This window comes from Streptomyces sp. NPDC091289, from assembly GCF_044757365.1.
Classification (GTDB): Bacteria; Actinomycetota; Actinomycetes; order Streptomycetales; family Streptomycetaceae; genus Streptomyces.
This window is the reverse complement of record NZ_JBIVUT010000011.1, coordinates 35,710-59,932: the sequence shown is the minus strand read 5'-3', so window position 1 is coordinate 59,932 and position 24,223 is coordinate 35,710. Positions and strand designations below refer to the sequence as shown.

The following is a 24,223-nucleotide window of genomic DNA, read 5'->3' as shown; positions in this document are numbered from 1 at the left end:
CAGCCGGAGCGGCAACAATGGGGGGCATGAGCGACAGCCCCGCCCCCCTCGCCGATCCGCATCTCGTCTTCGACGCTGCGGACGGCCGCCGGGATCTCGTGATCCTCGGCTCCACCGGGTCCATCGGCACCCAGGCCATCGACCTGGTCCTGCGCAACCCCGACCGCTTCCGGGTCAGTGCCCTCTCGGCCGCCGGCGGCCGGGTCGCGCTGCTGGCCGAGCAGGCCCGCCGGCTGCGGGTCGGCACGGTCGCCGTGGCCGCCGAGGACACGGTCCCCGCCCTGCGCGAGGCGCTGCGCGCGCAGTACGGCCCCGGCGAGCCGCTCCCGGAGATCCTGGCCGGACCCGACGCGGCCACCACCCTCGCCGCGAGCGCCTGCCACACCGTGCTCAACGGCATCACCGGCTCCATCGGGCTCGCCCCCACGCTGGCCGCGCTGAAGGCGGGCCGCACGCTCGCCCTCGCCAACAAGGAGTCGCTGATCGTCGGCGGCCCGCTGGTGAAGGCGCTCGCCGCCCCCGGCCAGATCATCCCGGTCGACTCCGAGCACGCCGCGCTCTTCCAGGCGCTGGCCGCGGGCACCCGCGCCGATGTCCGCAAGCTCGTCGTCACCGCATCCGGCGGACCCTTCCGGGGCCGTACGCGCGCCGAACTGGCCGACGTCACCCGGGAGCAGGCGCTCGCCCACCCGACCTGGGCGATGGGCCCGGTGATCACCATCAACTCCGCGACCCTGGTCAACAAGGGCCTGGAGGTCATCGAGGCGCACCTCCTCTACGACATCCCGTTCGACCGGATCGAGGTGGTGGTCCACCCGCAGTCCTACGTGCACTCCATGGTCGAGTTCAGCGACGGCTCCACGCTCGCCCAGGCCACCCCGCCGGACATGGGCGGACCCATCGCCATCGGCCTCGGCTGGCCCGAGCGCGTCCCGGACGCCGCCCCCGCCTTCGACTGGACGAAGGCCTCCAGCTGGGAGTTCTTCCCGCTCGACACCGAGGCCTTCCCGTCGGTCGGCCTCGCCCGGCACGTCGGCGGGCTCGGCGGCACCGCGCCGGCCGTGTTCAACGCGGCGAACGAGGAATGCGTCGACGCATTCCTCGCCGGACAGCTGCCCTTCAACGGAATCATGGATACGGTCACGGCTGTGGTGTCCGAACACGGCACCCCCGCCCCGGGAACCTCGCTCAGCGTCGCGGACGTCCTCGAAGCGGAAACGTGGGCCCGCGCACGGGCCCGGGAACTCTCGGCGAAAGCGACAGCGGAGGCGCGCGCATGAGTCTGACCTCGATCCTGCTGACGGTCCTGGGGATCGCCGTCTTCGTCGTGGGCCTGCTCTTCTCCATCGCCTGGCACGAGCTGGGCCACCTCTCCACGGCCAAGATGTTCGGCATCCGGGTGCCGCAGTACATGGTCGGCTTCGGCCCGACGCTCTGGTCGAAGAAGAAGGGCGACACGGAGTACGGCATCAAGGCCATTCCGGCCGGCGGCTACATCCGCATGATCGGGATGTTCCCGCCCGGACCCGACGGCCGGCTCGAAGCCCGCTCCACCTCACCGTGGCGCGGCATGATCGAGGACGCCCGCTCCGCCGCCTTCGAGGAGCTGGAGCCGGGCGACGAGAAGCGGCTCTTCTACACGCGCAAGCCGTGGAAGCGCGTCATCGTGATGTTCGCCGGCCCCTTCATGAACCTGATCCTCGCGGTCGCCATCTTCATGGGCGTCGCGATGACCTTCGGCTTCCAGACCCAGACCACCGAGGTCGCCGGCGTCCAGCAGTGCGTGATCTCCCAGAGCGAGAAGCGCCAGACCTGCAAGGCCGGTGACGACGCCTCGCCCGCCAAGGCCGCCGGGCTCCGGGAGGGCGACAGGATCGTCGCCTTCGACGGCAGGGAGGTCGACGACTGGGCGACGCTCTCCGACCGCATCCGCGAGACCATCGGCCCCGCCACCATCGTCGTCGAGCGCGACGGCAAGGAAGTCACGCTCAACGCCGTCCTGCGCGAGAACCTCGTCGCGAAGAAGGACGGCAACGGCGAGGTCATCCCGAAGGAGTTCGTCACGGCGGGCTACCTCGGCTTCGCCGCGCAGACCGAGATCGTGCCGCTCGGCTTCGGCGACTCCGTCGTCCGCATGGGCGACATGATCGAGAACGGCGTCGACTCGATCATCGCCCTGCCCGGCAAGATCCCGGCGCTCTGGGACGCGGCCTTCAGCGACGGCGAACGCGGCGACGACTCGCCGGTCGGCGTGGTGGGCGCGGCCCGGATCGGCGGCGAGGTGATGAACCTCGACATCCCGGCGCAGAACCAGGTCGCGATGATGCTGTTCCTGCTCGCGGGCTTCAACCTCTCGCTGTTCCTGTTCAACATGCTGCCGCTGCTCCCGCTGGACGGCGGGCACATCGCGGGCGCGCTCTGGGAGTCGCTGCGGCGCAATGTGGCCAAGGTCTTCCGGCGCCCCGATCCGGGACCGTTCGACGTGGCCCGGCTGATGCCGGTCGCCTATGTGGTCGCCGGACTCTTCATCTGCTTCACGCTGCTGGTCCTGGTGGCCGACATCGTGAACCCCGTCAAGATCACCTGACCGTCCTCTCCCGACCGTCCTCTCCCGACCGCCCTCCCCTGATCGTCCCTCCCGTCCCATCCGTCCCACAGGTAGCGGCCGGGCACACAGGTTGTGTCCGGCCGCTCACCAACGGGTGGACATGTCGACACGGTGCGTCCGTCCTGGCTCCGGTGCCGTAACCTCGAAGGCTGGAGCCCGCCGATCTCGGGACCTTGATCCACACCTTGGGGATGCACAGCGCATGACTGCGATTTCTCTCGGAATGCCGGCCGTTCCGACCAAGCTCGCCGACCGAAGGGTCAGCCGACAGATCCAGGTCGGCACGGTCGCGGTCGGCGGCGACGCGCCCGTTTCCGTGCAGTCGATGACGACGACACGTACGTCGGACATCGGCGCGACGCTCCAGCAGATCGCCGAGCTGACGGCGTCCGGCTGCCAGATCGTCCGGGTCGCGTGCCCGACGCAGGACGACGCCGACGCGCTGGCCACGATCGCCCGGAAGTCACAGATCCCGGTGATCGCCGACATCCACTTCCAGCCGAAGTACGTCTTCGCCGCCATCGACGCGGGCTGCGCGGCGGTCCGGGTGAACCCGGGCAACATCAAGCAGTTCGACGACAAGGTCAAGGAGATCGCCAAGGCGGCCTCCGAGACCCGCACCCCGATCCGGATCGGCGTCAACGCCGGCTCCCTGGACGCGCGGCTCCTGAAGAAGTACGGCAAGGCCACCCCCGAGGCCCTGGTCGAGTCGGCCCTGTGGGAGGCGTCCCTCTTCGAGGAGCACGGCTTCGGCGACATCAAGATCTCGGTCAAGCACAACGACCCGGTCGTCATGGTCAACGCCTACCGCCAGCTCGCCGCCCAGAGCGACTACCCGCTGCACCTCGGCGTCACCGAGGCCGGACCGGCGTTCCAGGGCACCATCAAGTCGGCCGTCGCCTTCGGCGCCCTGCTCTCCGAGGGCATCGGCGACACCATCCGCGTCTCCCTCTCGGCCCCGCCGGCCGAGGAGGTCAAGGTGGGCCTGCAGATCCTGGAGGCGCTGAACCTCAAGCAGCGCCGCCTGGAGATCGTCTCCTGCCCGTCCTGCGGCCGCGCCCAGGTCGACGTCTACAAGCTCGCCGACCAGGTCAGCGCCGGCCTGGAGGGCATGGAGGTCCCGCTCCGCGTCGCGGTCATGGGCTGTGTCGTCAACGGCCCCGGCGAGGCCCGCGAGGCCGACCTCGGCGTCGCCTCCGGCAACGGCAAGGGCCAGATCTTCGTCAAGGGCGAGGTCATCAAGACCGTCCCCGAGTCGAAGATCGTCGAGACTCTCATCGAAGAGGCCATGAAGATCGCCGAGCAGATGGAGCAGGACGGCATCGCGTCCGGCGAACCTCAGGTCTCCATCGGCGCCTGACCTGCGACGTTCCACGTCATCACCGCCCCGCCGGGCCCCGCGCCCGGCGGGGCGGTGGTGTATCGGAAAGCCCGCTCCCGGACTCGAGCGGCGTTCGAGGGCCGTGTTGGGTACAGTGCGGAAATCAGCAGACCGCATGGTGAGGCCCCCTCGTGTTGACGCAGACCACCACCCGGGTCCTCGAACCCAGCGACCTCGGCGCCGCGCTCGCCATCCTGGAGAGCGAGCCCGTGGCCAACGCCTTCGTGACGTCCCGCGTGCAGGTCGCGGGACTCGATCCGTGGCGCCTCGGCGGTGAGATGTGGGGCTGGTACGCCGACGGCAGGCTCCGCTCCCTGTGCTACTCCGGCGCCAACCTCGTCCCCATCTGCGCCGGCCCCGAGGCCGTCCGCGCCTTCGCCGACCGGGCCCGCCGGGCCGGCCGCCGCTGCTCCTCCATCGTCGGCCCCGCCGAACCCACCACCCAGCTGTGGCGGCTCCTCGAACCCAGCTGGGGACCCGCCCGCGAGGTCCGCGGCAACCAGCCCCTCATGGTCACCGAGAGCCTCTCCGCCGACGTCACGCCCGACCCGCTCGTCCGCCGCGTCCGCAAGGACGAGACCGAGATCCTGATGCCGGCCTGCGTGGCGATGTTCACCGAGGAGGTCGGCATCTCCCCGCTCGCCGGCGACGGCGGACTCCTCTACCAGGCCCGGGTCGCCGAACTCATCGGCACCGGCCGCTCCTTCGCCCGTATCGACGACGGCAAGGTCGTCTTCAAGGCGGAGATCGGCGCGGCCACCTCCCGGGCCTGCCAGATCCAGGGCGTCTGGGTCGCCCCCGAACACCGCGGCAAAGGCCTCTCCGAGACGGGCATGGCCGCCGTCCTGCGCTACGCCCTGGCCGACGTCGCCCCCGTCGTCAGCCTGTACGTGAACGACTACAACACCCCCGCCCGCAAGGCCTACCGCCGCGTCGGCTTCCGCGAGGTCGGCGCGTTCATGAGCGTCCTGTTCTGAGCGTCCTGTTCTGAGCCGCCGCGCGTACCCAGGTATCCGCCCCGGCCAGTAGGGTTCCCGCATGGCAGCAGCCCCCGGAGAAGGCCCCGCAGCACCCGACGTCGAGATCGGCCCCGTCGACCTGGCCGCCCGCGTCGACGAAGCCCTGCACGTCCAGGCGGCCGCCTTCGGACTGAGCCAGGACGAGATCGACGTACGCCGCCACATCGTCCTCAGACATCTGGAACACCCTCACGCCCGCGCCCTCGGCGCCCTCGCCCCCGACGGACGGCTCGTCGGCTTCGTCTACGGGCTGCCCAACGACCGCGCCCAGTGGTGGTCCACCGTCGTCGAGCCCTATCTGCGGGCCACCGGCTCCGACGGCTGGCTCGACGACTCCTTCGTCATCACCGAACTCCACGTCCACCCGGGCCACCAGCAGCGCGGCATCGGCCGCACCCTGATCACCGCCATCACCGACGCCGTCGGCCACCCCCGGTCGATCCTCTCGGCGATCGACAAGGACAGCCCGGCCCGCACCCTGTACCGCTCGCTGGGCTACCGCGACCTGGCCCGCCAGGTCGTCTTCCCGAGCGCCCCGCAGCCGTACGCGGTCATGGGCGCGCCCCTGCCGCTGCTGCGCCGGGACTGAGGCGGGACCGAATCGATTTCCGCCAGCCCGCACCGCCCGGCTAACCTCGGGCCCACCACCCTTGCGAGCAGGAGTTCATCATGGCCCAGGTCCAGCGCATGTCCCGATTGATGATCAAGACACTGCGCGACGACCCGGCGGACGCCGAGACGCTCAGCCACAAGCTGCTGGTCCGCGCCGGGTACGTCCGCCGCAACGCGGCCGGCATCTGGTCCTGGCTGCCGCTCGGCAAGAAGGTCCTGGACAACATCTCAGGCGTCGTCCGCGAGGAGATGGACGCCATCGGCGCCCAGGAGGTCCTGCTCCCCGCCCTGCTGCCCAAGGAGCCCTACGAGGCGTCCGGCCGCTGGGAGGAGTACGGCGACCTGCTCTTCCGCCTCAAGGACCGCAAGGGCGGCGACTATCTCCTCGGCCCCACCCACGAGGAGATCTTCACCCAGACCGTCAAGGACCAGTGCACGTCCTACAAGGACCTGCCGGTGATGCTCTACCAGATCCAGACGAAGTACCGCGACGAGGCCCGCCCCCGCTCCGGCGTGCTCCGCGGCCGCGAGTTCCAGATGAAGGACTCGTACAGCTTCGACACCACCGACGAGGGCCTCGAGCACTCCTACGCCCTGCACCGGGCCGCGTACATCAAGATCTTCGAGCGCCTCGGCCTGGACCACCGCATCGTCTCCGCCGTCTCCGGCGCGATGGGCGGCTCGGCCTCCGAGGAGTTCCTGGCGCCCGCCGCCGCCGGTGAGGACACCTTCGCGGACTGCCCGAACTGTGACTACGCCGCCAACACCGAGGCCGTGACCTTCGCGCTGGCCCCGGTCGACGGCTCGGCGCACGGCGCGGTCGAGGAGCTGGACACCCCCGACACCCCGACCATCGAGACGCTCGCCGCGCACCTGGGCGTCCCCGCCTCCGCCACCCTGAAGAACCTGCTGGTCAAGGTGGACGGCGAGATCGTCGCCGTCGGCGTCCCCGGCCACCGCGAGGTCGACCTCGGCAAGCTCGGCGAGCACCTCGCGCCCGCCGTCGTCGAGCTCGTCACCGCCGAGGACTTCGTCGGCCGTGACGACCTCGTACGCGGCTACGTCGGCCCCCAGGGCCTGGAGAAGGTCCGCTACCTCGCCGACCCCCGCGTCGCCCCCGGCACCTCCTGGATCACCGGCGCCAACAAGGAGGGCAAGCACGCGAAGAACGTGGTCGCGGGCCGCGACTTCGAGGTCGACAGTTACGTCGACGTCGTCGTCGTCGAGGAGGGCGACCCCTGCCCCGCCTGCGGCACCGGCCTCACCCTGGACCGCGCCATCGAGATCGGCCACATCTTCCAGCTCGGCCGCAAGTACGCCGACACCTTCCAGCTCGACGTGCTCGGCCAGCAGGGCAAGCCCGTCCGCGTCACGATGGGCTCGTACGGCATCGGCGTCTCCCGCGCCGTGGCGGCCCTCACCGAGCAGACCGCCGACGACAAGGGCCTGTGCTGGCCCCGTGAGATCGCCCCGGCCGACGTCCACGTCGTCGCCGCGGGCAAGGCCCTCCAGACGGAGCTGGCCCTCGACGTCTCCGAGAAGCTCAACGCGGCCGGTCTGCGCGTCCTGGTCGACGACCGCCCCGGCGTCTCGCCCGGCGTGAAGTTCACCGACTCCGAGCTGATCGGCGTGCCCAAGATCCTCGTCGCGGGCCGCCGCTCCGCCGACGGTGTCCTGGAGCTCAAGGACCGCCGCACCGGCGAGCGCGAGGAACTGACCGTCGACGAGGCCATCGCCCGTCTGACGGCCGACCTGGCCTGACCAACCGCTGAGAAGGCCCCCGCGCAGGATCGCGCGGGGGCCTTCGTCGTACGGGAGGGACTACAGCCAGCCCGCGAACTCCAGGGTGACCTCGCCCATCTGCCGCCGCCCCTCGGCCAGTGCGCGGGTGCCCGACTCCACCGCCCGGAACAGCGTCCAGCCGTGCAGCCGCGCCTGCTCCACCTCCAGCGACTCCGCCAGCTTCTTGACCCGCCGCCGGGCCGTCACCGGGCCGCCGGGGGAGGCGATCAGATCCTCCACCCGGTCCCGCACCAGCCGCGCCAGGTCATAGGCGCGCTCGCCCACCAGCGGCTCGGGACCCACAGTCAGCCACGGCGCCCGCTCCCCGGACAGCACCTTGCTCTGCCGGAAGTTGCCGTGCAGCAGCAGGAGTTCGGGCGATCCCTCGACCAACTCCGCCCGTGCCGCGAGCGCGGCGTCCACCAGCGGGGCCAGCTCCGGGTCGGCCTCGGCGGCCGCCCGCATTCCGGCGCTCTGCCGCCCGGTCCGCTCGGACACCCCCTCGAAGGCGTGCCCGGCGGGCGGCTCCACCCACAGCCGGCGCAGCGTGCCCGCCGCCTCCAGCAGGGCCTTCGCCTCCGGCAGCGAGCGCAGCGACACCTCGTGGTGCAGCCGCTCCAGCAGCATCGCGCCGGACGCGTCGAGCTCCGGGGCGGGCAGCGGCTTCACCGCGCCCCAGCCGTTCCAGTGCTCCAGCGCCGCCCGTTCCAGCTCCGGCCCGGCGACCGGCGGGGCCAGCTTCAGCGCGGCCGGGGTCCCGTCGGCCCGCCGCACCAGAACCACCAGGGAGCTGCGCCCGCCGGGGGCGGCCACCCGCTCCACGGTGAGGTCGTCCCCGGCGGTGAGCGCCCGTTCGGTCAGCGCGGGGAGCCCGGCCAGCCAGTCGGCCGCCGTGCCGTCCCCGTACATCTCACCGAGCGCGCGCACCAGGCGCGGCGGCGGTTCGAAACCCATACGTCGTGTGTTCCCTTTCCGGTCCTTCGGATCAGCGCGTGCCGTCCGCGCCGGCGGCCTCCACCGGGCCCGTCGCGGCCGGATCCGCACCGGCGGCCCGCTCGGCGAGCCCCGGAAAGGCTACGTTGCCGCCCCGCCACCGGGCCGACCGCACCGCGGCCTCCCGCAGCGCGCCCGCGGCCTCCGCGCGGCGCGGGCCCTCGGTGGCCCGTACGAGATCGGCGTACGCGCCCGCGATCCGGTCCTCCAGCACCGCGGCCAGCCGCACGGCCGACGGGGAGTCCGCGACGGCGAACGGCAGAGCGTACGCGGCGTCCGAGGCCACCGGCCGCCCGCCCAGGTCCCGGGCCGTGCGCGCCAGCGCGTCCCGGCGGGCCCGGTGCCCGTCGTACGCGGCCCGGGCCTCGGCGCCCCGCTTCCCGTCGAGGCGGCCGCCCAGCACCCCGTAGCCGTACACCGCGGCGTGCTCGGCGGCCAGCGCCGCCTGGACGGCGGTCAGCTCGGGGGAGTCGGCGTCGGCGTCGTTATCGGAGGGCCGGACGGAACGGGTGCTCATGCGGCTCTCTCCTCGGCCAGTTCGGTCAGCAGGTAGGCGTGCGCGGCCGCGGCCGACGCCACCGAGGCCAGCAGCCGGGCCAGCTCCGGCCCGGCGTTCAGCAGGGCATCGGCGTACGCGTCGGCCCGGCGGCGCTCGGCGGCGGCCAGCTCCTTCAGCGCGGCCTTCGGCTCGGCGGACACCGGGCCGGGGTCGGCGGGAGGGGTCTTCCCGGGGCCGCTCTTCGGGGCGCTCTTCGGGCTGTCCTTCGCGCGCGTCGGCGCCAGCGCCTTCCCGTGCTCCTTCACGGCCGCCCGCAGGGGCGCCAGGCCCGCCGCCGTCGCCGGATGCGCCTCGGCCACCAGGTCGTACCGGGCGAGCAGGAGGGCGCCGTCGCGCACCGCCTTCTCGCGCAGGGTCCTCTCGGCCTTCGCTGCGGTGGCCCGCGCGCCGGAGTGCGCCGGCCTGCCGCTCCCTGTCGCCCCGTCGCCGCCCCCGCAGCCGGTCAGCACCGCACCCAGGGCGAGGGCTCCCGTCGCGGTGAGCGCCCCCCTGCGCGTCGTCCCCGTGCGCCGCACGTTTCTCCTTCGGGCCTGGACCGGTCCTGACCGGATCTGTCCTGATGTGATCACCGCAGGCGAGCGTACCCGCGGCCGAGCGGCAGGCGGACGGCAACACCCCTGGCGACCGGATACCCTTTGACCTGACGCACGACGATCCCCACAACAGCACACGCGGCCGAGGAGTCACCCGGATGAGCACCACCCAGAGCGAGAGGCTGCGCGGGTTGCTGGAACCGCTCGTCAGCGCGCAGCAGCTGGACCTCGAGGAGATCGAGGTGTCCCGGGCCGGCCGACGTGGAGTGCTGCGGGTCATCGTGGACTCCGAAGAGGGCGTGGAGCTGGACGCCTGCGCGGAGCTGAGCCGCGCGATCTCCGAGAAGCTGGACGAGACCGACGCGATGGGCGAGGGCGAGTACGTCCTCGAAGTCAGCTCCCCCGGCGCGGACCGCCCGCTGACCGAGCACCGCCACTACGTACGCGCCATCGGCCGGCTGGCCAGGTTCCACCTGGCCGGCGACGGATCCGGTGAACTGGTCGCCCGCATCCTCGCCGTCGACGAGGACGGGCTGGACCTCGAAGTGCCCGGCGTCAAGGGCCGCAAGCCCACCGCCCGCCGCCTCGCCTTCGACGAGATCGCCAAGGCGCGCGTGGAGATCGAATTCAACCGCAAGGACAAGAAGGAAGAGGAGGCGTAGCCGTGGACATCGATGTGAAGCTTTTGAAGGGCTTGGCGCAGGACAAGGAGATCCCCTTCGACGTGCTCGTCGGGGCGATCGAGTCGGCCCTCCTCATCGCGTACCACCGCACCGACGGCAGCCACCGCCGGGCGCGCGTGAAGCTCGACGAGAACGGCCACGTGACGGTGTGGGCCAAGGAGGACCCGGCCGACCTCGAAGAGGGCCAGGAGCCCAAGGAGTTCGACGACACCCCGTCCGGATTCGGCCGGATCGCCGCGACCACCGCCAAGCAGGTCATCCTGCAGCGGCTGCGCGACGCCGAGGACGACCGCACCTTCGGGGAGTACGCGGGCCACGAGGGCGATGTCGTCACGGGCGTCGTCCAGCAGGGCAAGGACCCCAAGAACGTCCTGGTCGACATCGGCAAGATGGAAGCCATGCTGCCGGTCCAGGAGCAGGTCCCGGGCGAGGAGTACACCCACGGTCTGCGCCTTCGTACGTATGTCGTACGGGTAGCCAAGGGCGTGCGCGGTCCGTCGGTGACGCTCTCGCGCACCCACCCCAACCTGGTGAAGAAGCTCTTCGCGCTGGAGGTCCCGGAGATCGCGGACGGCTCGGTGGTCATCGAGGCCATCGCCCGCGAGGCCGGTCACCGCACCAAGATCGCCGTGCGCTCCACCCGCGCCGGCCTGAACCCCAAGGGCGCCTGCATCGGCCCGATGGGCAGCCGGGTGCGCAATGTCATGGCCGAACTGCACGGTGAGAAGATCGACATCGTGGACTGGTCCGACGACCCGGCCGAGATGGTCGCCAACGCCCTCTCGCCCGCCCGGGTGAGCGAGGTCGAGGTCGTCGACCTCGGCGCCCGCTCCGCCCGCGTCACCGTGCCGGACTACCAGCTGTCGCTGGCGATCGGCAAGGAGGGCCAGAACGCCCGCCTCGCCGCCCGTCTCACCGGCTGGCGCATCGACATCCGCCCCGACACCGAGACGGACGAAGAGCGCGAGAACGCCGACCGCGAGCGGGCCGAGCGGGCCCGCGAGCGCTCGGAAAGGCGTTGACCCGGAGCGGGTCCAGGGAATAGATCTGGGTGGTACGCCGCTGAGATCACGACAACATCCGTTCGATTTTTGCCCCAAAGGGGTGAGGTCGGTACGGGGAGGTAGACTTAAACGTGTCTGGCCGGACGCAAGCCCGCGCTTGCCCCGAGCGAACCTGTGTGGGATGCCGGGAGCGAGCGGCCAAGAGCGAGCTGCTGCGCATCGTGGTGGACGAGGGCGCCTGCGCCCCTGATCCACGCGGTACGCTGCCCGGCCGGGGTGCTTACGTGCACCCTGTCTCTGTCTGTCTCGACCTGGCGGTTCGCCGCCGGGCGTTCCCCCGGGCCTTCAAGGCCAAGGGGCCGTTCGACACCGCGGCACTGACGCGGTTCGTCGAGCGGGTGACACCGCAAGAAAAGTGAACGGCACGGGTCCCCGTGCGGTCAGGTACCTCGCGAGTTGGAAGTAGGTCGAGATTGCGATGAGCACTCGATGAGTACGCGATGAGTACGCCCATGAAGTAGCGACGGTCCGGCGGTAACCCGGACCTAAAAGGAGCGAAGTGGCTAAGGTCCGGGTATACGAACTCGCCAAGGAGTTCGGCGTCGAGAGCAAGGTCGTCATGGCCAAGCTCCAAGAACTCGGTGAATTCGTCCGTTCGGCGTCCTCGACGATCGAGGCGCCGGTTGTACGTAAGTTGACCGACGCACTGCAGGGGCCCGGCGGCAACGCCGGCAAGTCCGCTGCCAAGCCTGGTGCGCCCCGCAAGGCGGCGCCCGTGAAGCCCGCAGCGCCCTCCCCGGCCGCTGCGGCACGTCCCGCTGCCCCGAAGCCCGGCGTACCGGCTGCCAAGCCGGCCGCTGCCGAGGCCCCGGAGACCAGCACCCCCGCGGCGCCTTCCGCGCCGTCGGCGGGCCCCCGTCCGGGCCCGAAGCCCGCGCCGAAGGCGGCCCCGGTGACCCCGGTCCCGGCCGCCGAGTTCTCGGCTCCGGCTCCGGCCCAGCCGGCTGCCCCGCAGCAGCCCCAGGCCCCGCGTCCCGCGGGTGCCACCCCGGGTCCCCGTCCCGCCCCCGCCCGTCCGGCTCCGGCCGGCGGACAGCGTGACGGTGGCCAGCGCGATGGTGGTCAGCGTGACGGCGGCCGTGGTGGCGAGCGTGGCGGCGACCGCCCCGCACGTCCCGCGGGTCAGGGCGCCCCGCGCCCCGGCGGCGCCCGTCCGGCCGGTCCCCGTCCGGGCAACAACCCCTTCACCTCCGGCGGTTCCACCGGCATGGCGCGCCCCGGCGCGCCCCGTCCGGGTGGTGCCCCGCGCCCCGGTGGCGGCTCGGAGCGCCCCGGCGCCCCGCGTCCCCAGGGCAGTGGCCCCGGCGGCGCCCCGCGTCCGCAGGGTGGTCAGGGTCAGGGCGGTGCCCGTCCCACTCCGGGCGGCATGCCCCGCCCGCAGGCTCCGCGTCCCGGCGGCGGTCCCGCCGGTAACCGTCCGAACCCGGGCATGATGCCGCAGCGTCCCGCTGCGGGCCCGCGTCCCGGTGGTGGCCCCGGCGGTGGCCGTGGTCCCGGCGGCGGTGGCGGCGGTCGTCCCGGCGGTGCCGGTGGCGGCGGCGGTCGTCCCGGTGGCGGCGGCGGCTTCGCCGGTCGTCCCGGTGGTGGCGGTGGCGGCTTCGCCGGCCGTCCGGCCGGTCCCGGTGGCGGCGGCGGTGCCGGTCGTCCCGGTGGCGGCGGCGGCTTCGGCGGTCGTCCCGGCTTCGGTGGCCGTCCCGGTGGTCCCGGTGGCCGCGGTGGCACACAGGGTGCGTTCGGCCGTCCCGGCGGTCCGGCGCGTCGTGGCCGCAAGTCGAAGCGGCAGAGGCGCCAGGAGTACGAGTCCATGCAGGCCCCGTCGGTCGGCGGCGTCATGCTGCCCCGCGGCAACGGGCAGGCTGTCCGGCTCTCCCGCGGTGCTTCCCTCACGGACTTCGCGGAGAAGATCAACGCGAACCCGGCGTCGCTCGTCGGCGTGATGATGAACCTCGGCGAGATGGTCACCGCGACGCAGTCCGTCCCCGACGAGACGCTTCGGCTGCTCGCGGACGAGATGAACTTCGTCCTGGAGATCGTCAGCCCCGAGGAGGAGGACCGCGAGCTGCTCGAGTCCTTCGACATCGAGTTCGGCGAGGACGAGGGCGGCGAAGAGGCCCTGGTCTCCCGTCCGCCGGTCGTGACCGTCATGGGTCACGTCGACCACGGTAAGACCCGACTGCTGGACGCGATCCGCAAGACGAACGTCGTCGCGGGCGAGGCCGGCGGCATCACGCAGCACATCGGTGCCTACCAGGTCGGCGCGGAGGTCAACGGCGAGGACCGCCGTATCACCTTCATCGACACCCCGGGTCACGAGGCGTTCACCGCCATGCGTGCCCGTGGTGCGAAGTCCACCGACATCGCGATCCTCGTGGTGGCGGCGAACGACGGTGTGATGCCCCAGACGATCGAGGCGCTGAACCACGCCAAGGCGGCCGAGGTGCCGATCGTGGTCGCGGTCAACAAGATCGACGTCGAGGGTGCCGACCCGACCAAGGTGCGCGGTCAGCTCACCGAGTTCGGTCTGGTGGCCGAGGAGTACGGCGGCGACACGATGTTCGTCGACATCTCCGCCAAGCAGGGCCTCAACATCGAGGCTCTTCTGGAGGCCGTCGTCCTCACCGCCGACGCCTCGCTCGACCTGCGGGCCAACCCGGAGCAGGACGCGCAGGGTATTGCGATCGAGTCCCACCTCGACCGCGGCCGCGGTGCCGTCTCGACCGTCCTGGTCCAGCGCGGAACGCTGCGCATCGGTGACACGGTGGTCGTCGGCGACGCGTACGGCCGAGTCCGGGCGATGCTCGACGACAACGGTCAGAACGTCCAGGAAGCGGGTCCGTCGACCCCCGTCCTGGTCCTGGGTCTCACCAACGTCCCGGGTGCCGGCGACAACCTCCTGGTGGTCGACGAGGACCGTACGGCCCGCCAGATCGCCGAGAAGCGTGCCGCTCGTGAGCGCAACGCCAACTTCGCCCGCAAGGGTGTCCGGTTCTCCCTGGAGAACCTGGACGAGGCGCTCAAGGCCGGTCTGGTCCAGGAGCTCAACCTCATCATCAAGGGCGACGCGTCCGGTTCGGTGGAGGCTCTCGAGTCCTCGCTGCTCCAGCTCGACGTCGGTGAAGAGGTCGACATCCGGATCCTGCACCGCGGTGTGGGTGCGGTCACCGAGTCGGACATCAACCTGGCGACCGGCTCCGACGCCATCGTGATCGGCTTCAACGTGCGCGCCGCAGGGCGTGCCGAGCAGATGGCCGAGCGCGAAGGCGTGGACGTCCGGTACTACTCGGTCATCTACCAGGCGATCGAAGAGATCGAAGCGGCCCTCAAGGGCATGCTCAAGCCGGAGTACGAAGAGGTCGAGCTCGGCACGGCGGAGATCCGCGAGATCTTCCGCTCGTCCAAGCTGGGCAACATCGCCGGTGTGCTGGTCCGCTCCGGCGAGGTCAAGCGCAACACCAAGGCGCGCCTGCTGCGCGATGGCAAGGTCATCGCGGAGAGCCTCAACATCTCCGGTCTGCGCCGCTTCAAGGACGACGTCACCGAGATCCGCGAAGGCTACGAGGGCGGTATCAACCTCGGAAACTTCAACGACATCAAGATCGACGACGTCATCGCGACGTACGAGATGCGCGAGAAGCCGCGAGGCTGATCCGCAAGGACGGGGGCGGGGTCCCGGGAGTTCGCTCCCGGCCCCCTTCCCCCTCCACCACGGTCGGGGCCGGTCGACGGGTCGTATTTCCGTCGATCGGCTCCGGCCGTTCCGGTACGGTTCTGATGTCCCCGGCAAGCTCTGGCGGGGCACGAACCCGAACCGGCGGGACATCCGGACACACATGTATGTGGGGACCCTGTCCTTCGATCTGCTCCTCGGCGACGTACGGTCGTTGAAGGAGAAGCGTTCCGTCGTCCGCCCGATCGTCGCCGAGCTCCAGCGCAAGTACGCGGTGAGCGTGGCCGAGACAGGCGGACAGAATCTCCACCGCAGGGCCGAGATCGGCCTTGCCGTGGTCTCCGGTGAGACCGGACACCTCACGGACGTGCTGGACCGCTGCGAGCGGCTGGTCGCGGGGCGTCCCGAGGTGGAGCTGCTGTCGGTGAGACGGCGGCTGCACAGTGACGAAGACTGACAGTCGAGCGAAATCAGAAGGAAGAGTGACGGACCGGTGACCGACAACGCGCGGGCCCGCAAGCTGGCCGATCGCATCCAGGTCGTGGTCGCGGAGACCCTGGACCGGCGAATCAAGGATCCGCGGCTGGGATTCGTGACGATCACGGACGCCCGGGTCACCGGCGACCTGCGGGAGGCCACGGTCTTCTACACGGTCTACGGCGACGACGAGGAGCGCGCGGCCTCCGCCGCGGCGCTGGAGAGCGCCAAGGGCGTCCTCCGTACCGAGGTCGGACGGCAGACCGGGGTCCGGTTCACGCCGAGCCTGGCCTTCGTCCCGGACGCCCTCCCGGACAACGCCCGCACCATCGAGGACCTCCTCGACAAGGCGCGGGCCAAGGACGCGGAGGTGCGCCAGGTGTCCACGGGCGCGCAGTACGCCGGCGACGCCGACCCGTACCGCAAGCCCGAGGACGAGGACGACGAGGCGGACACCACCGGCTCGACCGACAAGAACGAGGGCCCCGCCTCCGCATGACCGAGCAGACCACCACGCCGGACGGCCTTGTCATCGTCGACAAGCCGTCCGGCTTCACTTCGCACGACGTCGTCGCCAAGATGCGCGGCATCGCCCGCACCCGGCGCGTCGGCCACGCCGGCACCCTGGACCCGATGGCGACCGGAGTCCTCGTGCTCGGCGTCCAGCGGGCCACCAAGCTGCTCGGCCACCTCGCCCTGACCGAGAAGGAGTATCTCGGCACGATCCGGCTCGGCCAGGACACCGTCACCGACGACGCCGAGGGCGAGATCACCTCGTCCACGGACGCCTCCGGCGTGACGCGTGAAGGCATCGACGCGGGCGTGGCCGCCCTGACCGGCGCGATCATGCAGGTGCCCTCCAAGGTCAGCGCCATCAAGATCGACGGCAAGCGGTCCTACGCGCGGGTGCGCGGCGGCGAGGAGTTCGAGATCCCGGCCCGCCCGGTGACCGTCTCCTCCTTCCGCGTCTACGACGTCCGCGAGGCCGTCGCCGAGGACGGCACCCCCGTGGTGGACCTGGTCGTCTCCGTCGTCTGCTCCTCGGGGACGTACATCCGGGCCCTGGCCCGCGACCTCGGCGCCGGGCTCGGCGTCGGCGGCCATCTGACGGCGCTGCGCCGCACCCGGGTCGGCCCGTACGGACTGGATGCGGCCCGGACGCTCGACCAGCACCAGGAGAAGCTGACCGTGATGCCGGTCGCCGAGGCGGCCGCCTCCGCGTTCGCCCGCTGGGACGTGGACGAGAAGCGCGCCAAGCTGCTCCTCAACGGCGTACGGCTGGACATGCCCGCCCATCCGCGGGGGCCGGTCGCGGTCTTCGGGCCCGACGGCACGTTCCTCGTGCTCGTCGAGGAGGAGAAGGGCAAGGCCAAGAGCCTCGCCGTCTTCGCCTGAGCCGGTGCATGTCCGGCGGACGCGCCGACTGCTTGTTGTGGAGCGGGCACCACCCCCCAACCGGTGCCCGCTCCACGTTCCCCTCCCCGGCACCATTCCTGCTCCCCGGGGGACACGCCTATTCACCCCATTGGGCGGGCGCTCGGAGTGAATACCGGGGGCGCGGGGGGCGCTTTCCCCGTCCGCGCCCTCCGGGAGATCACCGGCGGCCTAACGTCGGACCATGGGCAGTGGGGACCGGTCGAAGCTGGTAAGAATCTGCGATCAGGCCGGCCGGCCGCGAGGGACGGGATTCGTCGCGGACGACCGCGGCACGGTCGTCACCGCCCACCAGGCCGTCGCCTCCCCGGGCCCGCTCCTCCTCCACGGCACCGACGGCCGCACCTGCTCCGTCGCCCCCGAGGACATCACCGCGCTGCCCGCCCTCGGCCTCGCCCTCCTGCGCACCGGCGGCCCCGACGCCCTCGACGCGGAACCCCTGCCCATCGCCGGACGCGACCGCGCCGAACCCGGCGGCTACGTGGACATCGCCGCCCACGGCCGCCGCGAGGCCCGGGTCCTCGGCACCACCCCCGCCACCTGCACCGCACCGGACGGCACCGCCCACCCGGTCCCCGCCGCCCTGGAGCTGGCCCTCGGCACCGACGGGCGCGACGCCCTGCGCTCCGGGGGCGCGGCCATCGGCGGGCCCGTCACCGACCCGGCCACCGGCGCGGTCGTCGGCATCCTCTGCACCGCCCTCACCGCCCCGCACGAGGCGGCCGGCCTCGCCCTGCCGATCGTCCGGGGCATGGACGACACGCTGGACGCCCTGCTGCGCCGCAACGCCACCGCCGCCCCCGCCTACGGACCCGACCTCAACCTCGCCGGGGCCCTCCAGCTCACCGCCACCTCCGTCGGCTCGGCGGACGGCCCGAAGGCCCGCACCGCGCCGGTCGAGCGCGACGACGTCCACGCCGAGCTCACCGCCTTCGCCGCCGGTACGGGCCTGGTCCTCGGCCTCGTCGGCGCACCCGGCACCGGCCGCACCACCGAGCTGGCCGCCCTCGCCGCCCGCCGCGCCGAAGGACGCGCGCCCGCCCCCACCCTCTGGCTGCGCGGCGCGGATCTGCTGGCCGACGACACCTCCGTCGCGGACGCCGCGAGCCGTACGCTCACCCGCTCCGCCCGGATCGTCACGGCGGCGGGGGCCCGCGGCGACATGAGCACGGCCACCCCGGAGCGGGTCGCCCGGCTCGCCGCCGACGCCGGGCATCCGCTCCTGGTGGTCCTCGACGGCCCCGAGGAGATGCCGCCGCTGCTGGCGCACCGGCTCGCCGACTGGACGGCCGGCACCGCCGTCTGGCTGCGCGAGCAGGGCGTCCGGCTCGTCGTCGCCTGTCGCCCCGAGCACTGGGAGACCGCGGGCGCCCTCTACCCGCCGCACGCCCTGCACCGCCCGCACCGCCCCGCCCGCAGGCTGCCGCCCGCCCTGCGGCTGGGCGACCTCACCCCCGAGCAGGCCGAGCGGGCCAAGGAGGCGTACGGCATCCCGGCCACCGCCCTCGCCCCCGGCCACGACCGGCACCCACTCACCCTGCGGCTCCTCGCCGAGGTCCGCGCGGCGCTGCCGCCCGGGGTGCCGGGCCGCCCCGACACCGAGGACGTCTTCGGCGCCCACCTCGACCTGCTGTGCGTGCGCGTCGCGGTCCGGATCGCGGCCGCCGCCGACGAACAGCCACGCGGTGCCGCCGTGCGCCGGCTCGCCGCCCGGGTCGCCGGCCAGGTCCACGAGGCGGCCCGCCGCTGTCTGGGCCCGGGCCAGGGCGAGCTGGACCGGGCGGCGTTCGAGGAGATCTTCCCCTGGCGCACCGGCTGGGCCTCCGCCGTGCTCACCGAGGGCCTCCTCGTCCCCGCCGGGGCGGGCTACCGCTTCGCCCACGAGGAGCTCGGCGACTGGGTGCAGGGCGCCCATCTCGACCTGGACGCAGCCCTGCGTTCCCTGGTGCACCGCTGGCACCGGGGGAGTACGGGCCCCGCCCCGCACCCGCACAGTGGCGGCGAGCCCCGCAGCCTGCCCGTGCCCCGGCACCGCATCGGCCCCGTGATCCAGGCGATGGTGCTCCTCGGCCGCCGCCAGGGCACGGCCGCGCTCGCCCACCGCATGGCCGACCTGATCGAGGCGCTGGACCGGCTCTGGACCGACGAGGGCCCGCGCGACGAGGACGCCGCCTGGTGGGCCGCCCATCTGCTGAACGGCAGCCTGCTGCGGGTCCCCGACGCCCGCCCGTATCTGGGCGTCCTGCGGGTCCTCGCCGGACGTATCACCCGCCGCTCCGCCGCCCCCGACGGACCCGGCGACCTCGGGGCGTACGGGGAGTTCGGGCCCTGGTTCTGGCGGCGGCTGCGGCTGCCCGAGGAGGACCGGATCGATCTGCTCCGCCGCCTCGTGCCCGCCGACGGGCTGCCCCGCACCGACGGCGACGAACGGTATCTGGACGCGGTCGCCCGCCGCCTCACCCTCGACCCGCCCGCCGTGCAGCCGCTGCTGTGCCGCTGGTTCACCGACGAACGCCCGCTGCTCGTGGGCCCCGACGCGCCGGACGTCCCGCTGCGCCCCACCGTCGCCGCCGCCGCGCAGGCCCTGCTCTACGCCCGCCGCGACCTCGCCCTCGACGATCTGACCGACGCGCTGATCGCCACCCCGCACCAGCGGGCCGGGGAACTGCTGCTGGCCCTCGCGGAGGACGAGCCCACCGCGCTCTGCCGGGCCGTCGAGCGCTGGGCCCGTGACGAGGACCGCCCGGCCCGCCGCTCCGCCGCCGCCCGGTACGCCGGACTCCTCCAGCAGCGGGTCACCGCCGAGGGCGACCGGGCCCTGCTGCGCTCCGCCGCCCTCGTACTGCTGGACCGGCCCGAGGACGCCGACCTGCACGCCGCGGCCCTCACCCTCCTCGTCCGCGACCCCGGGGCCAGGAAGCGCCACCTCCCGGCGGCCCTGCGCGCGTTCGCCGCCGGAGACCCCCGGCTCTCCGTCGAGCTGCTCGCCGAGGTGTTCCCGGCCCACCCGGAGCCGGTCCTCGCCGCCCTCCGCGCCCGCCTGGCCCGCCCCGGCGACGGCGGGGGAGCGGTGCTGCGGGCGCTGGCCGGCCTCGACACGCCCGCGCTCGCGCTGCACGTCGCCGGACTCGTACGGGAGTACATCGACGCCCACCCCCAGGACGGCACGCACGCCGCCGAGTACGTCGACCTCCGCCTGGAGCACGGCCCCGCCGCCCGGGCGCTCCTGCTGCCCCTGGTCACCGGGCTGCTGCGGGACCGCCCCGCACCGCCGCCCGTGCGGGCCGCGCTCGCCCGGGTCCTCGCCGGGGCCGGGAGCCCCGCGTCCCGGCCGCTGCGGGCCGAGCTGCTGGAGGTGCTGCTGGAGTTCGAGCAGGTCACCGGCCGGGACCCGGACGTGCTGGAGGCCCTGCTCCGGGCCGCAGCCGAGGGCTCGGAGCGCCGCCCGGAGATCCGTACGCGCGCCCTTGTCCACCGCACCGGGATGCTGCTCGTCCGCACCCCCGAGGGCGCCGCCCGCTTCGACCGCGGCCTGGTCGAACTCGCCCGTGACGTACCCGGATTCGCCGCCCTCGTCACCCGCTGGCTGGCCGACGCCCCGCAGGAGTGGGCGGCGGTCGTGGGCCCGAGCGCCCGGCGCACCGTCGAGGCGTTGGAGACATCACGTCCTCCGATGCCGATGCCGATGCAGGCGGCGGGACGTGAGCATGGCAGTCTTAGACCTGCGTAATCGACATACACACGTACACAGGTTCGGGCGAGGAGCGGTCACAGTGCAGCGCTGGCGTGGCTTGGAGGACATCCCCCAGGACTGGGGACGCAGCGTCGTCACCATCGGCTCCTACGACGGCGTGCACCGCGGACACCAGCTGATCATCGGCCGGGCCGTCGAGCGCGCCCGTGAGCTGGGCGTTCCGTCCGTCGTCGTCACCTTCGACCCGCACCCCAGCGAGGTCGTCCGCCCCGGCAGCCACCCGCCGCTGCTCGCCCCGCACCACCGCCGCGCGGAGCTGATGGCGGGGCTGGGCGTGGACGCCCTGCTGATCCTGCCGTTCACCACCGAGTTCTCGAAGCTGTCGCCCGCCGACTTCATCGCGAAGGTCCTCGTCGACCGGCTGCACGCCAAGGCCGTCATCGAGGGCCCCAACTTCCGCTTCGGCCACCGGGCCGCGGGGAACGTCGCGCTCCTGACCGAGCTGGGCGCCACCTACGACTACACCGTCGAGGTCATCGACCTGTACGTCACCGGCGAGGCGGGCGGCGGACAGCCGTTCTCCTCCACCCTCACCCGCCGGCTGATCGCCGAGGGCGACGTCGCCGGCGCCGCCGAGATCCTCGGCCGCCCGCACCGGGTCGAGGGCATCGTGGTGCGCGGCGCGCAGCGCGGCCGTGAGCTGGGCTTCCCGACGGCCAACGTGGAGACCCTGCCGCACACCGCGATCCCCGCCGACGGCGTCTACGCCGGCTGGCTGGAGGTGGACGGCGAGTCGATGCCCGCCGCGATCTCGGTCGGCACGAACCCGCAGTTCGACGGCACCGAGCGGACGGTCGAGGCGTACGCCATCGACCGGGTCGACCTGGACCTGTACGGGCTGCACGTGGCCGTCGAGTTCCTCGCGTACGTCCGCGGCATGCTGAAGTTCGACTCGATCGACGACCTCCTGGTCGCCATGGCCGCTGATGTGAAGCGCTCCAGCGAGCTGATCGCCGCGTACGACCGCGCCCACTGACGTACCGCCCCACTGACGTACCGCCCCACTGACGTACCTCCCGGCCGTGCGCCCCGCCCCGGGACGGCGGATGCTGACAGGGTGCGCGACATCCTGCCCGCCCTCCGTGCCCGGTGCGCCGACGGCATTCCCCTCGCCCTGGCGACCGTCGTCGCCGTGCACGGCAGCGCGCCCCGCGACCCCGGCGCGGTCATGGCCGTCGACGCGGCGGGAACGGTCCTCGGCAGCGTCTCCGGCGGCTGTGTCGAGAGCGATGTGTACGAGGTGGCCCGTGAGGTGCTTGCCGGGGCGGGGCCGCGCGTGGTGTCGTACGGGATCAGCGACGACGAGGCGTTCGGCGTCGGGCTGACCTGCGGCGGCACCATCGAGATCCTGGTGCGCGCGTACGTTTCGGAAGGTGAGCTGACGGATCTCGCGGCTCTGCTGGATCTGATCGCCGCCGACCGGCCGGTCGCCGAGGCCACGGTCCTGTCCGGCGACGCGGAGACCGGGGCCCGCCTGACCGTCCGGCCCGCCGACACCGGGCCCACCACCGGCACCCTGGGGAACGAGGGGCTCGACGCGGCCGTCACCGACGACGCCCGAGGCCTGCTGGCCCAGGGGCTCACCGGCATCCAGTGGTACGGGGCGCACGGCCAGCGCCGGATGCAGGAGGTCGCCGTCTTCGTGCGGACGTACGCCCCGCCGCCCCGCATGCTCGTCTTCGGCGCGATCGACCACGCGGCGGCCACCGCCCGCATCGGCTCCTTCCTCGGCTACCGGGTCACCGTCTGCGACGCCCGCCCCGCCTTCGCCACCGGGGAACGCTTCCCCACGGCGGACGAGGTCGTCCGGGCCTGGCCGCACACCTACCTGGAGTCCACCGAGGTCGACGCCCGCACCGCGATCTGCGTGCTCACCCACGACCCCAGGTTCGACGTGCCCCTGCTCGTCGCGGCCCTGCGCACGCCCGCCGCGTACATCGGGGTGATGGGCAGCCGCCGCACCCACCGCGACCGGCTGGCCCGGCTGCGGGAGGCCGGGGTGGACGAGGCACACCTCGCGCGCCTCGCCTCACCGGTCGGCCTCGATCTCGGAGCCCGTACGCCGGAGGAGACGGCGGTCTCCATCGCCGCCGAGATCATCCAGCACCGCTGGGGCGGCACGGGCCGCCCGCTCGGCGACCTGACGGGCGCGATCCACCGGGACCGATGAGTTCCGGGCCGTCCGCAGGTCACCACCCCGGAAGCACCCGCAGAACCCCGGAAGCACCCGGGGACCCACGCGTTCGTAGCCGGAGGAACCCCATGGCCAAGCTCATCTACTCGATGATCACCTCGCTCGACGGCTACGCCGAGGCGGCGGAGGGCGGTCTCGGCACCGGGGCCGAGGACCCGGAGGTGCACACCTTCGTCAACGACCTCTTCCGCCCCGTCGGCACGTATCTCTACGGCCGGCGGATGTACGAGACGATGGTCTACTGGGAGACCGCGCACACCGAGCCCGACCAGCCGCCGCACATCCTGCAGTACGCCCGCGACTGGAAGGCCGCGGAGAAGGTCGTGTACTCCACGACGCTGGACTCGGTGTCCAGCGCGAGGACCAGGATCGAGCGGACCTTCGATCCGGACGCGGTGCGCAGGCTCAAGGCCGAAGCCGATCACGACCTCACCGTCGACGGCCCGAACCTCGCGGCCCAGGCGATCAGGGCCGGTCTGGTGGACGAATACCACCTGTTCATCACCACGAGCGTGGTCGGCGGCGGCAAGCGGTTCTTCCCCGACGGGGTGCGCCTCGACCTCGAACTGGTCGAGGAGCGTGCCTTCGACAGCGGACTGATCTACGCGCGCTACCGGGCCCCCGAAGACCGCTGAGCCCGGCCGGCACGGCCTTTAGGGTGTCCGGCATGACGCTGCAACTTGTTCAGGTGAACTTCAAGGCCCGGGACGACTCGGCGCTCGGCGACTTCTGGGCGGAGGCGCTCGGCTGGGCTGCCGCCACCGAAGGGCCCGGAGTCACCAACCTGGAACCCGTGGGCTTCGCCTGGCCGGACCCGACCGCCGTCTGCGTCGACCTCGTCCGCGTCCCGGACCCGGAGACGGTGAGGTACCGCGTGCACATCGAGCTCGCCACCACCTCCGAGGCCCAGCGGGCGGAGCTGGTCGCCCGTCTGGAGGAGCTCGGGGCGACGACCGCCGACGCGGGCCGGGGCGACGTGCCGTGGACGGTGATGGCCGACCCGGAAGGCAACGCGTTCAGCGTCCTGGAGCCCCGGGAGCTCCACCGGGACACCGGGCCGATAGCCGCCGTGGTCGTCGCCTGCGCCGACCCGCGGGCCATGGTCCGGTTCTGGGGCGAGGCGATCGACTGGACCGTCCACGAACTGACCGACGACCGCGCCCTGCTGCGCTCCGTCAAGGGCGTCGGGCCGTACCTGGAGTTCCGCCGCACGCCGGACGACGAGGTCGTGTGGACCCGCGTCCATCTCGATGTGATGTCCGACCCGGTCGAGGATCAGGCGAAGGAGATCGCCCGGCTCGAAGGTCTCGGCGCGACACGGGCCGACGTGGGCCAGGGCGATGTCTCCTGGGTCGTCCTGGCCGACCCGGAGGGCAACGAGTTCTGCGTTCTCGGCCGGGGCTGACGCGGAACCCCGTCCGCTCCCTCGTGACCCTTGTGTCTCTCGTGCCTCTCGTGCCGGA

21 protein-coding genes are annotated in these 24,223 nt (G+C 72.8%); 18 read left to right on the top strand and 3 right to left on the bottom strand.

What is annotated here, in order from left to right:
* Window positions 1-26: 26 nt before the first annotated feature.
* From dxr to ACIQPT_RS16270, 6 genes are all read left to right on the top strand, one after another.
* Window positions 27-1,280, top strand: a complete 1,254-nt coding sequence (gene dxr / locus ACIQPT_RS16295) for a 1-deoxy-D-xylulose-5-phosphate reductoisomerase (RefSeq protein WP_401156438.1) — start codon at window positions 27-29, stop codon at window positions 1,278-1,280.
* Window positions 1,277-2,587, top strand: coding sequence for a M50 family metallopeptidase (locus ACIQPT_RS16290; protein WP_401156437.1), 1,311 nt, complete (start codon window positions 1,277-1,279; stop codon window positions 2,585-2,587). Before dxr ends, ACIQPT_RS16290 begins: the two co-directional genes overlap by 4 nt.
* Before the next feature lie 223 nt (window positions 2,588-2,810).
* On the top strand, window positions 2,811-3,968 hold the full coding sequence (gene ispG / locus ACIQPT_RS16285) for a flavodoxin-dependent (E)-4-hydroxy-3-methylbut-2-enyl-diphosphate synthase (protein ID WP_401156435.1): 1,158 nt from the start codon (window positions 2,811-2,813) through the stop codon (window positions 3,966-3,968).
* Window positions 3,969-4,123: 155 nt separating this feature from the next.
* The gene (locus ACIQPT_RS16280) at window positions 4,124-4,966 is read left to right on the top strand and encodes a GNAT family N-acetyltransferase (RefSeq protein ID WP_401156707.1); all 843 of its coding nucleotides are present in this window, start codon (window positions 4,124-4,126) and stop codon (window positions 4,964-4,966) included.
* A 61-nt stretch (window positions 4,967-5,027) separates the two neighbouring features.
* Window positions 5,028-5,597 carry a GNAT family N-acetyltransferase gene (locus tag ACIQPT_RS16275; RefSeq protein WP_401156434.1) on the top strand — a complete coding sequence of 190 codons (570 nt, stop codon included), beginning with the start codon at window positions 5,028-5,030 and terminating at the stop codon, window positions 5,595-5,597.
* 80 nt (window positions 5,598-5,677) lie between these two features.
* On the top strand, window positions 5,678-7,381 hold the full coding sequence (locus tag ACIQPT_RS16270; RefSeq protein ID WP_401156432.1) for a proline--tRNA ligase: 1,704 nt from the start codon (window positions 5,678-5,680) through the stop codon (window positions 7,379-7,381).
* A 60-nt stretch (window positions 7,382-7,441) separates the two neighbouring features.
* On the opposite strand, the gene ACIQPT_RS16265 is transcribed toward ACIQPT_RS16270, so the two are convergent.
* Genes ACIQPT_RS16265 through ACIQPT_RS16255 form a run of 3 tightly spaced genes read right to left on the bottom strand, consistent with a single transcriptional unit; the run spans window position 7,442 to window position 9,469 of the window.
* A complete protein-coding gene (locus tag ACIQPT_RS16265; RefSeq protein WP_401156430.1) occupies window positions 7,442-8,356 on the bottom strand; it encodes an aminoglycoside phosphotransferase family protein in 915 nt (304 codons plus the stop codon).
* A 31-nt stretch (window positions 8,357-8,387) separates the two neighbouring features.
* On the bottom strand, window positions 8,388-8,912 hold the full coding sequence (locus ACIQPT_RS16260; protein ID WP_401156428.1) for a ferritin-like domain-containing protein: 525 nt from the start codon (window positions 8,910-8,912) through the stop codon (window positions 8,388-8,390).
* A complete protein-coding gene (locus ACIQPT_RS16255) occupies window positions 8,909-9,469 on the bottom strand; it encodes a hypothetical protein (RefSeq protein ID WP_401156427.1) in 561 nt (186 codons plus the stop codon). The genes ACIQPT_RS16260 and ACIQPT_RS16255 overlap by 4 nt, the downstream gene beginning before the upstream one ends.
* 176 nt (window positions 9,470-9,645) lie before the next feature.
* Here ACIQPT_RS16255 and rimP point away from each other — a divergent pair, with 176 nt between their 5' ends.
* The 12 genes from rimP (at window position 9,646) to ACIQPT_RS16195 (ending at window position 24,165) form a co-directional block, all read left to right on the top strand.
* Window positions 9,646-10,149, top strand: coding sequence for a ribosome maturation factor RimP (rimP, locus tag ACIQPT_RS16250; protein ID WP_401156426.1), 504 nt, complete (start codon window positions 9,646-9,648; stop codon window positions 10,147-10,149).
* A gap of 2 nt (window positions 10,150-10,151) precedes the next feature.
* On the top strand, window positions 10,152-11,192 hold the full coding sequence (gene nusA, locus ACIQPT_RS16245; RefSeq protein ID WP_030629635.1) for a transcription termination factor NusA: 1,041 nt from the start codon (window positions 10,152-10,154) through the stop codon (window positions 11,190-11,192).
* Window positions 11,193-11,305: 113 nt separating this feature from the next.
* The gene (locus ACIQPT_RS16240) at window positions 11,306-11,593 is read left to right on the top strand and encodes a YlxR family protein (RefSeq protein WP_401156424.1); all 288 of its coding nucleotides are present in this window, start codon (window positions 11,306-11,308) and stop codon (window positions 11,591-11,593) included.
* A 140-nt stretch (window positions 11,594-11,733) separates the two neighbouring features.
* A complete protein-coding gene (infB, locus tag ACIQPT_RS16235) occupies window positions 11,734-14,880 on the top strand; it encodes a translation initiation factor IF-2 (protein ID WP_401156422.1) in 3,147 nt (1,048 codons plus the stop codon).
* A 184-nt stretch (window positions 14,881-15,064) separates the two neighbouring features.
* Window positions 15,065-15,358 (top strand): DUF503 domain-containing protein, encoded by a 294-nt coding sequence (locus tag ACIQPT_RS16230; protein ID WP_401156420.1) that lies wholly within the window; start codon window positions 15,065-15,067, stop codon window positions 15,356-15,358.
* 36 nt (window positions 15,359-15,394) lie between these two features.
* A complete protein-coding gene (rbfA, locus tag ACIQPT_RS16225) occupies window positions 15,395-15,877 on the top strand; it encodes a 30S ribosome-binding factor RbfA (protein ID WP_401156419.1) in 483 nt (160 codons plus the stop codon).
* Window positions 15,874-16,773: a tRNA pseudouridine(55) synthase TruB gene (truB, locus tag ACIQPT_RS16220; protein WP_401156418.1), complete on the top strand. Its 900-nt coding sequence runs from the start codon at window positions 15,874-15,876 to the stop codon at window positions 16,771-16,773. The genes rbfA and truB overlap by 4 nt, the downstream gene beginning before the upstream one ends.
* Before the next feature lie 223 nt (window positions 16,774-16,996).
* Complete coding sequence (locus ACIQPT_RS16215) at window positions 16,997-20,542, top strand: trypsin-like peptidase domain-containing protein (protein WP_401156416.1); 3,546 nt, start codon at window positions 16,997-16,999, stop codon at window positions 20,540-20,542.
* A gap of 43 nt (window positions 20,543-20,585) precedes the next feature.
* Complete coding sequence (locus tag ACIQPT_RS16210; protein ID WP_401156415.1) at window positions 20,586-21,542, top strand: bifunctional riboflavin kinase/FAD synthetase; 957 nt, start codon at window positions 20,586-20,588, stop codon at window positions 21,540-21,542.
* Between the two features lie 81 nt (window positions 21,543-21,623).
* The gene (locus ACIQPT_RS16205) at window positions 21,624-22,736 is read left to right on the top strand and encodes an XdhC family protein (protein WP_401156414.1); all 1,113 of its coding nucleotides are present in this window, start codon (window positions 21,624-21,626) and stop codon (window positions 22,734-22,736) included.
* Window positions 22,737-22,828: 92 nt separating this feature from the next.
* The gene (locus tag ACIQPT_RS16200; protein WP_401156413.1) at window positions 22,829-23,395 is read left to right on the top strand and encodes a dihydrofolate reductase family protein; all 567 of its coding nucleotides are present in this window, start codon (window positions 22,829-22,831) and stop codon (window positions 23,393-23,395) included.
* A gap of 32 nt (window positions 23,396-23,427) precedes the next feature.
* The gene (locus ACIQPT_RS16195; RefSeq protein ID WP_401156411.1) at window positions 23,428-24,165 is read left to right on the top strand and encodes a VOC family protein; all 738 of its coding nucleotides are present in this window, start codon (window positions 23,428-23,430) and stop codon (window positions 24,163-24,165) included.
* Window positions 24,166-24,223: the final 58 nt, after the last annotated feature.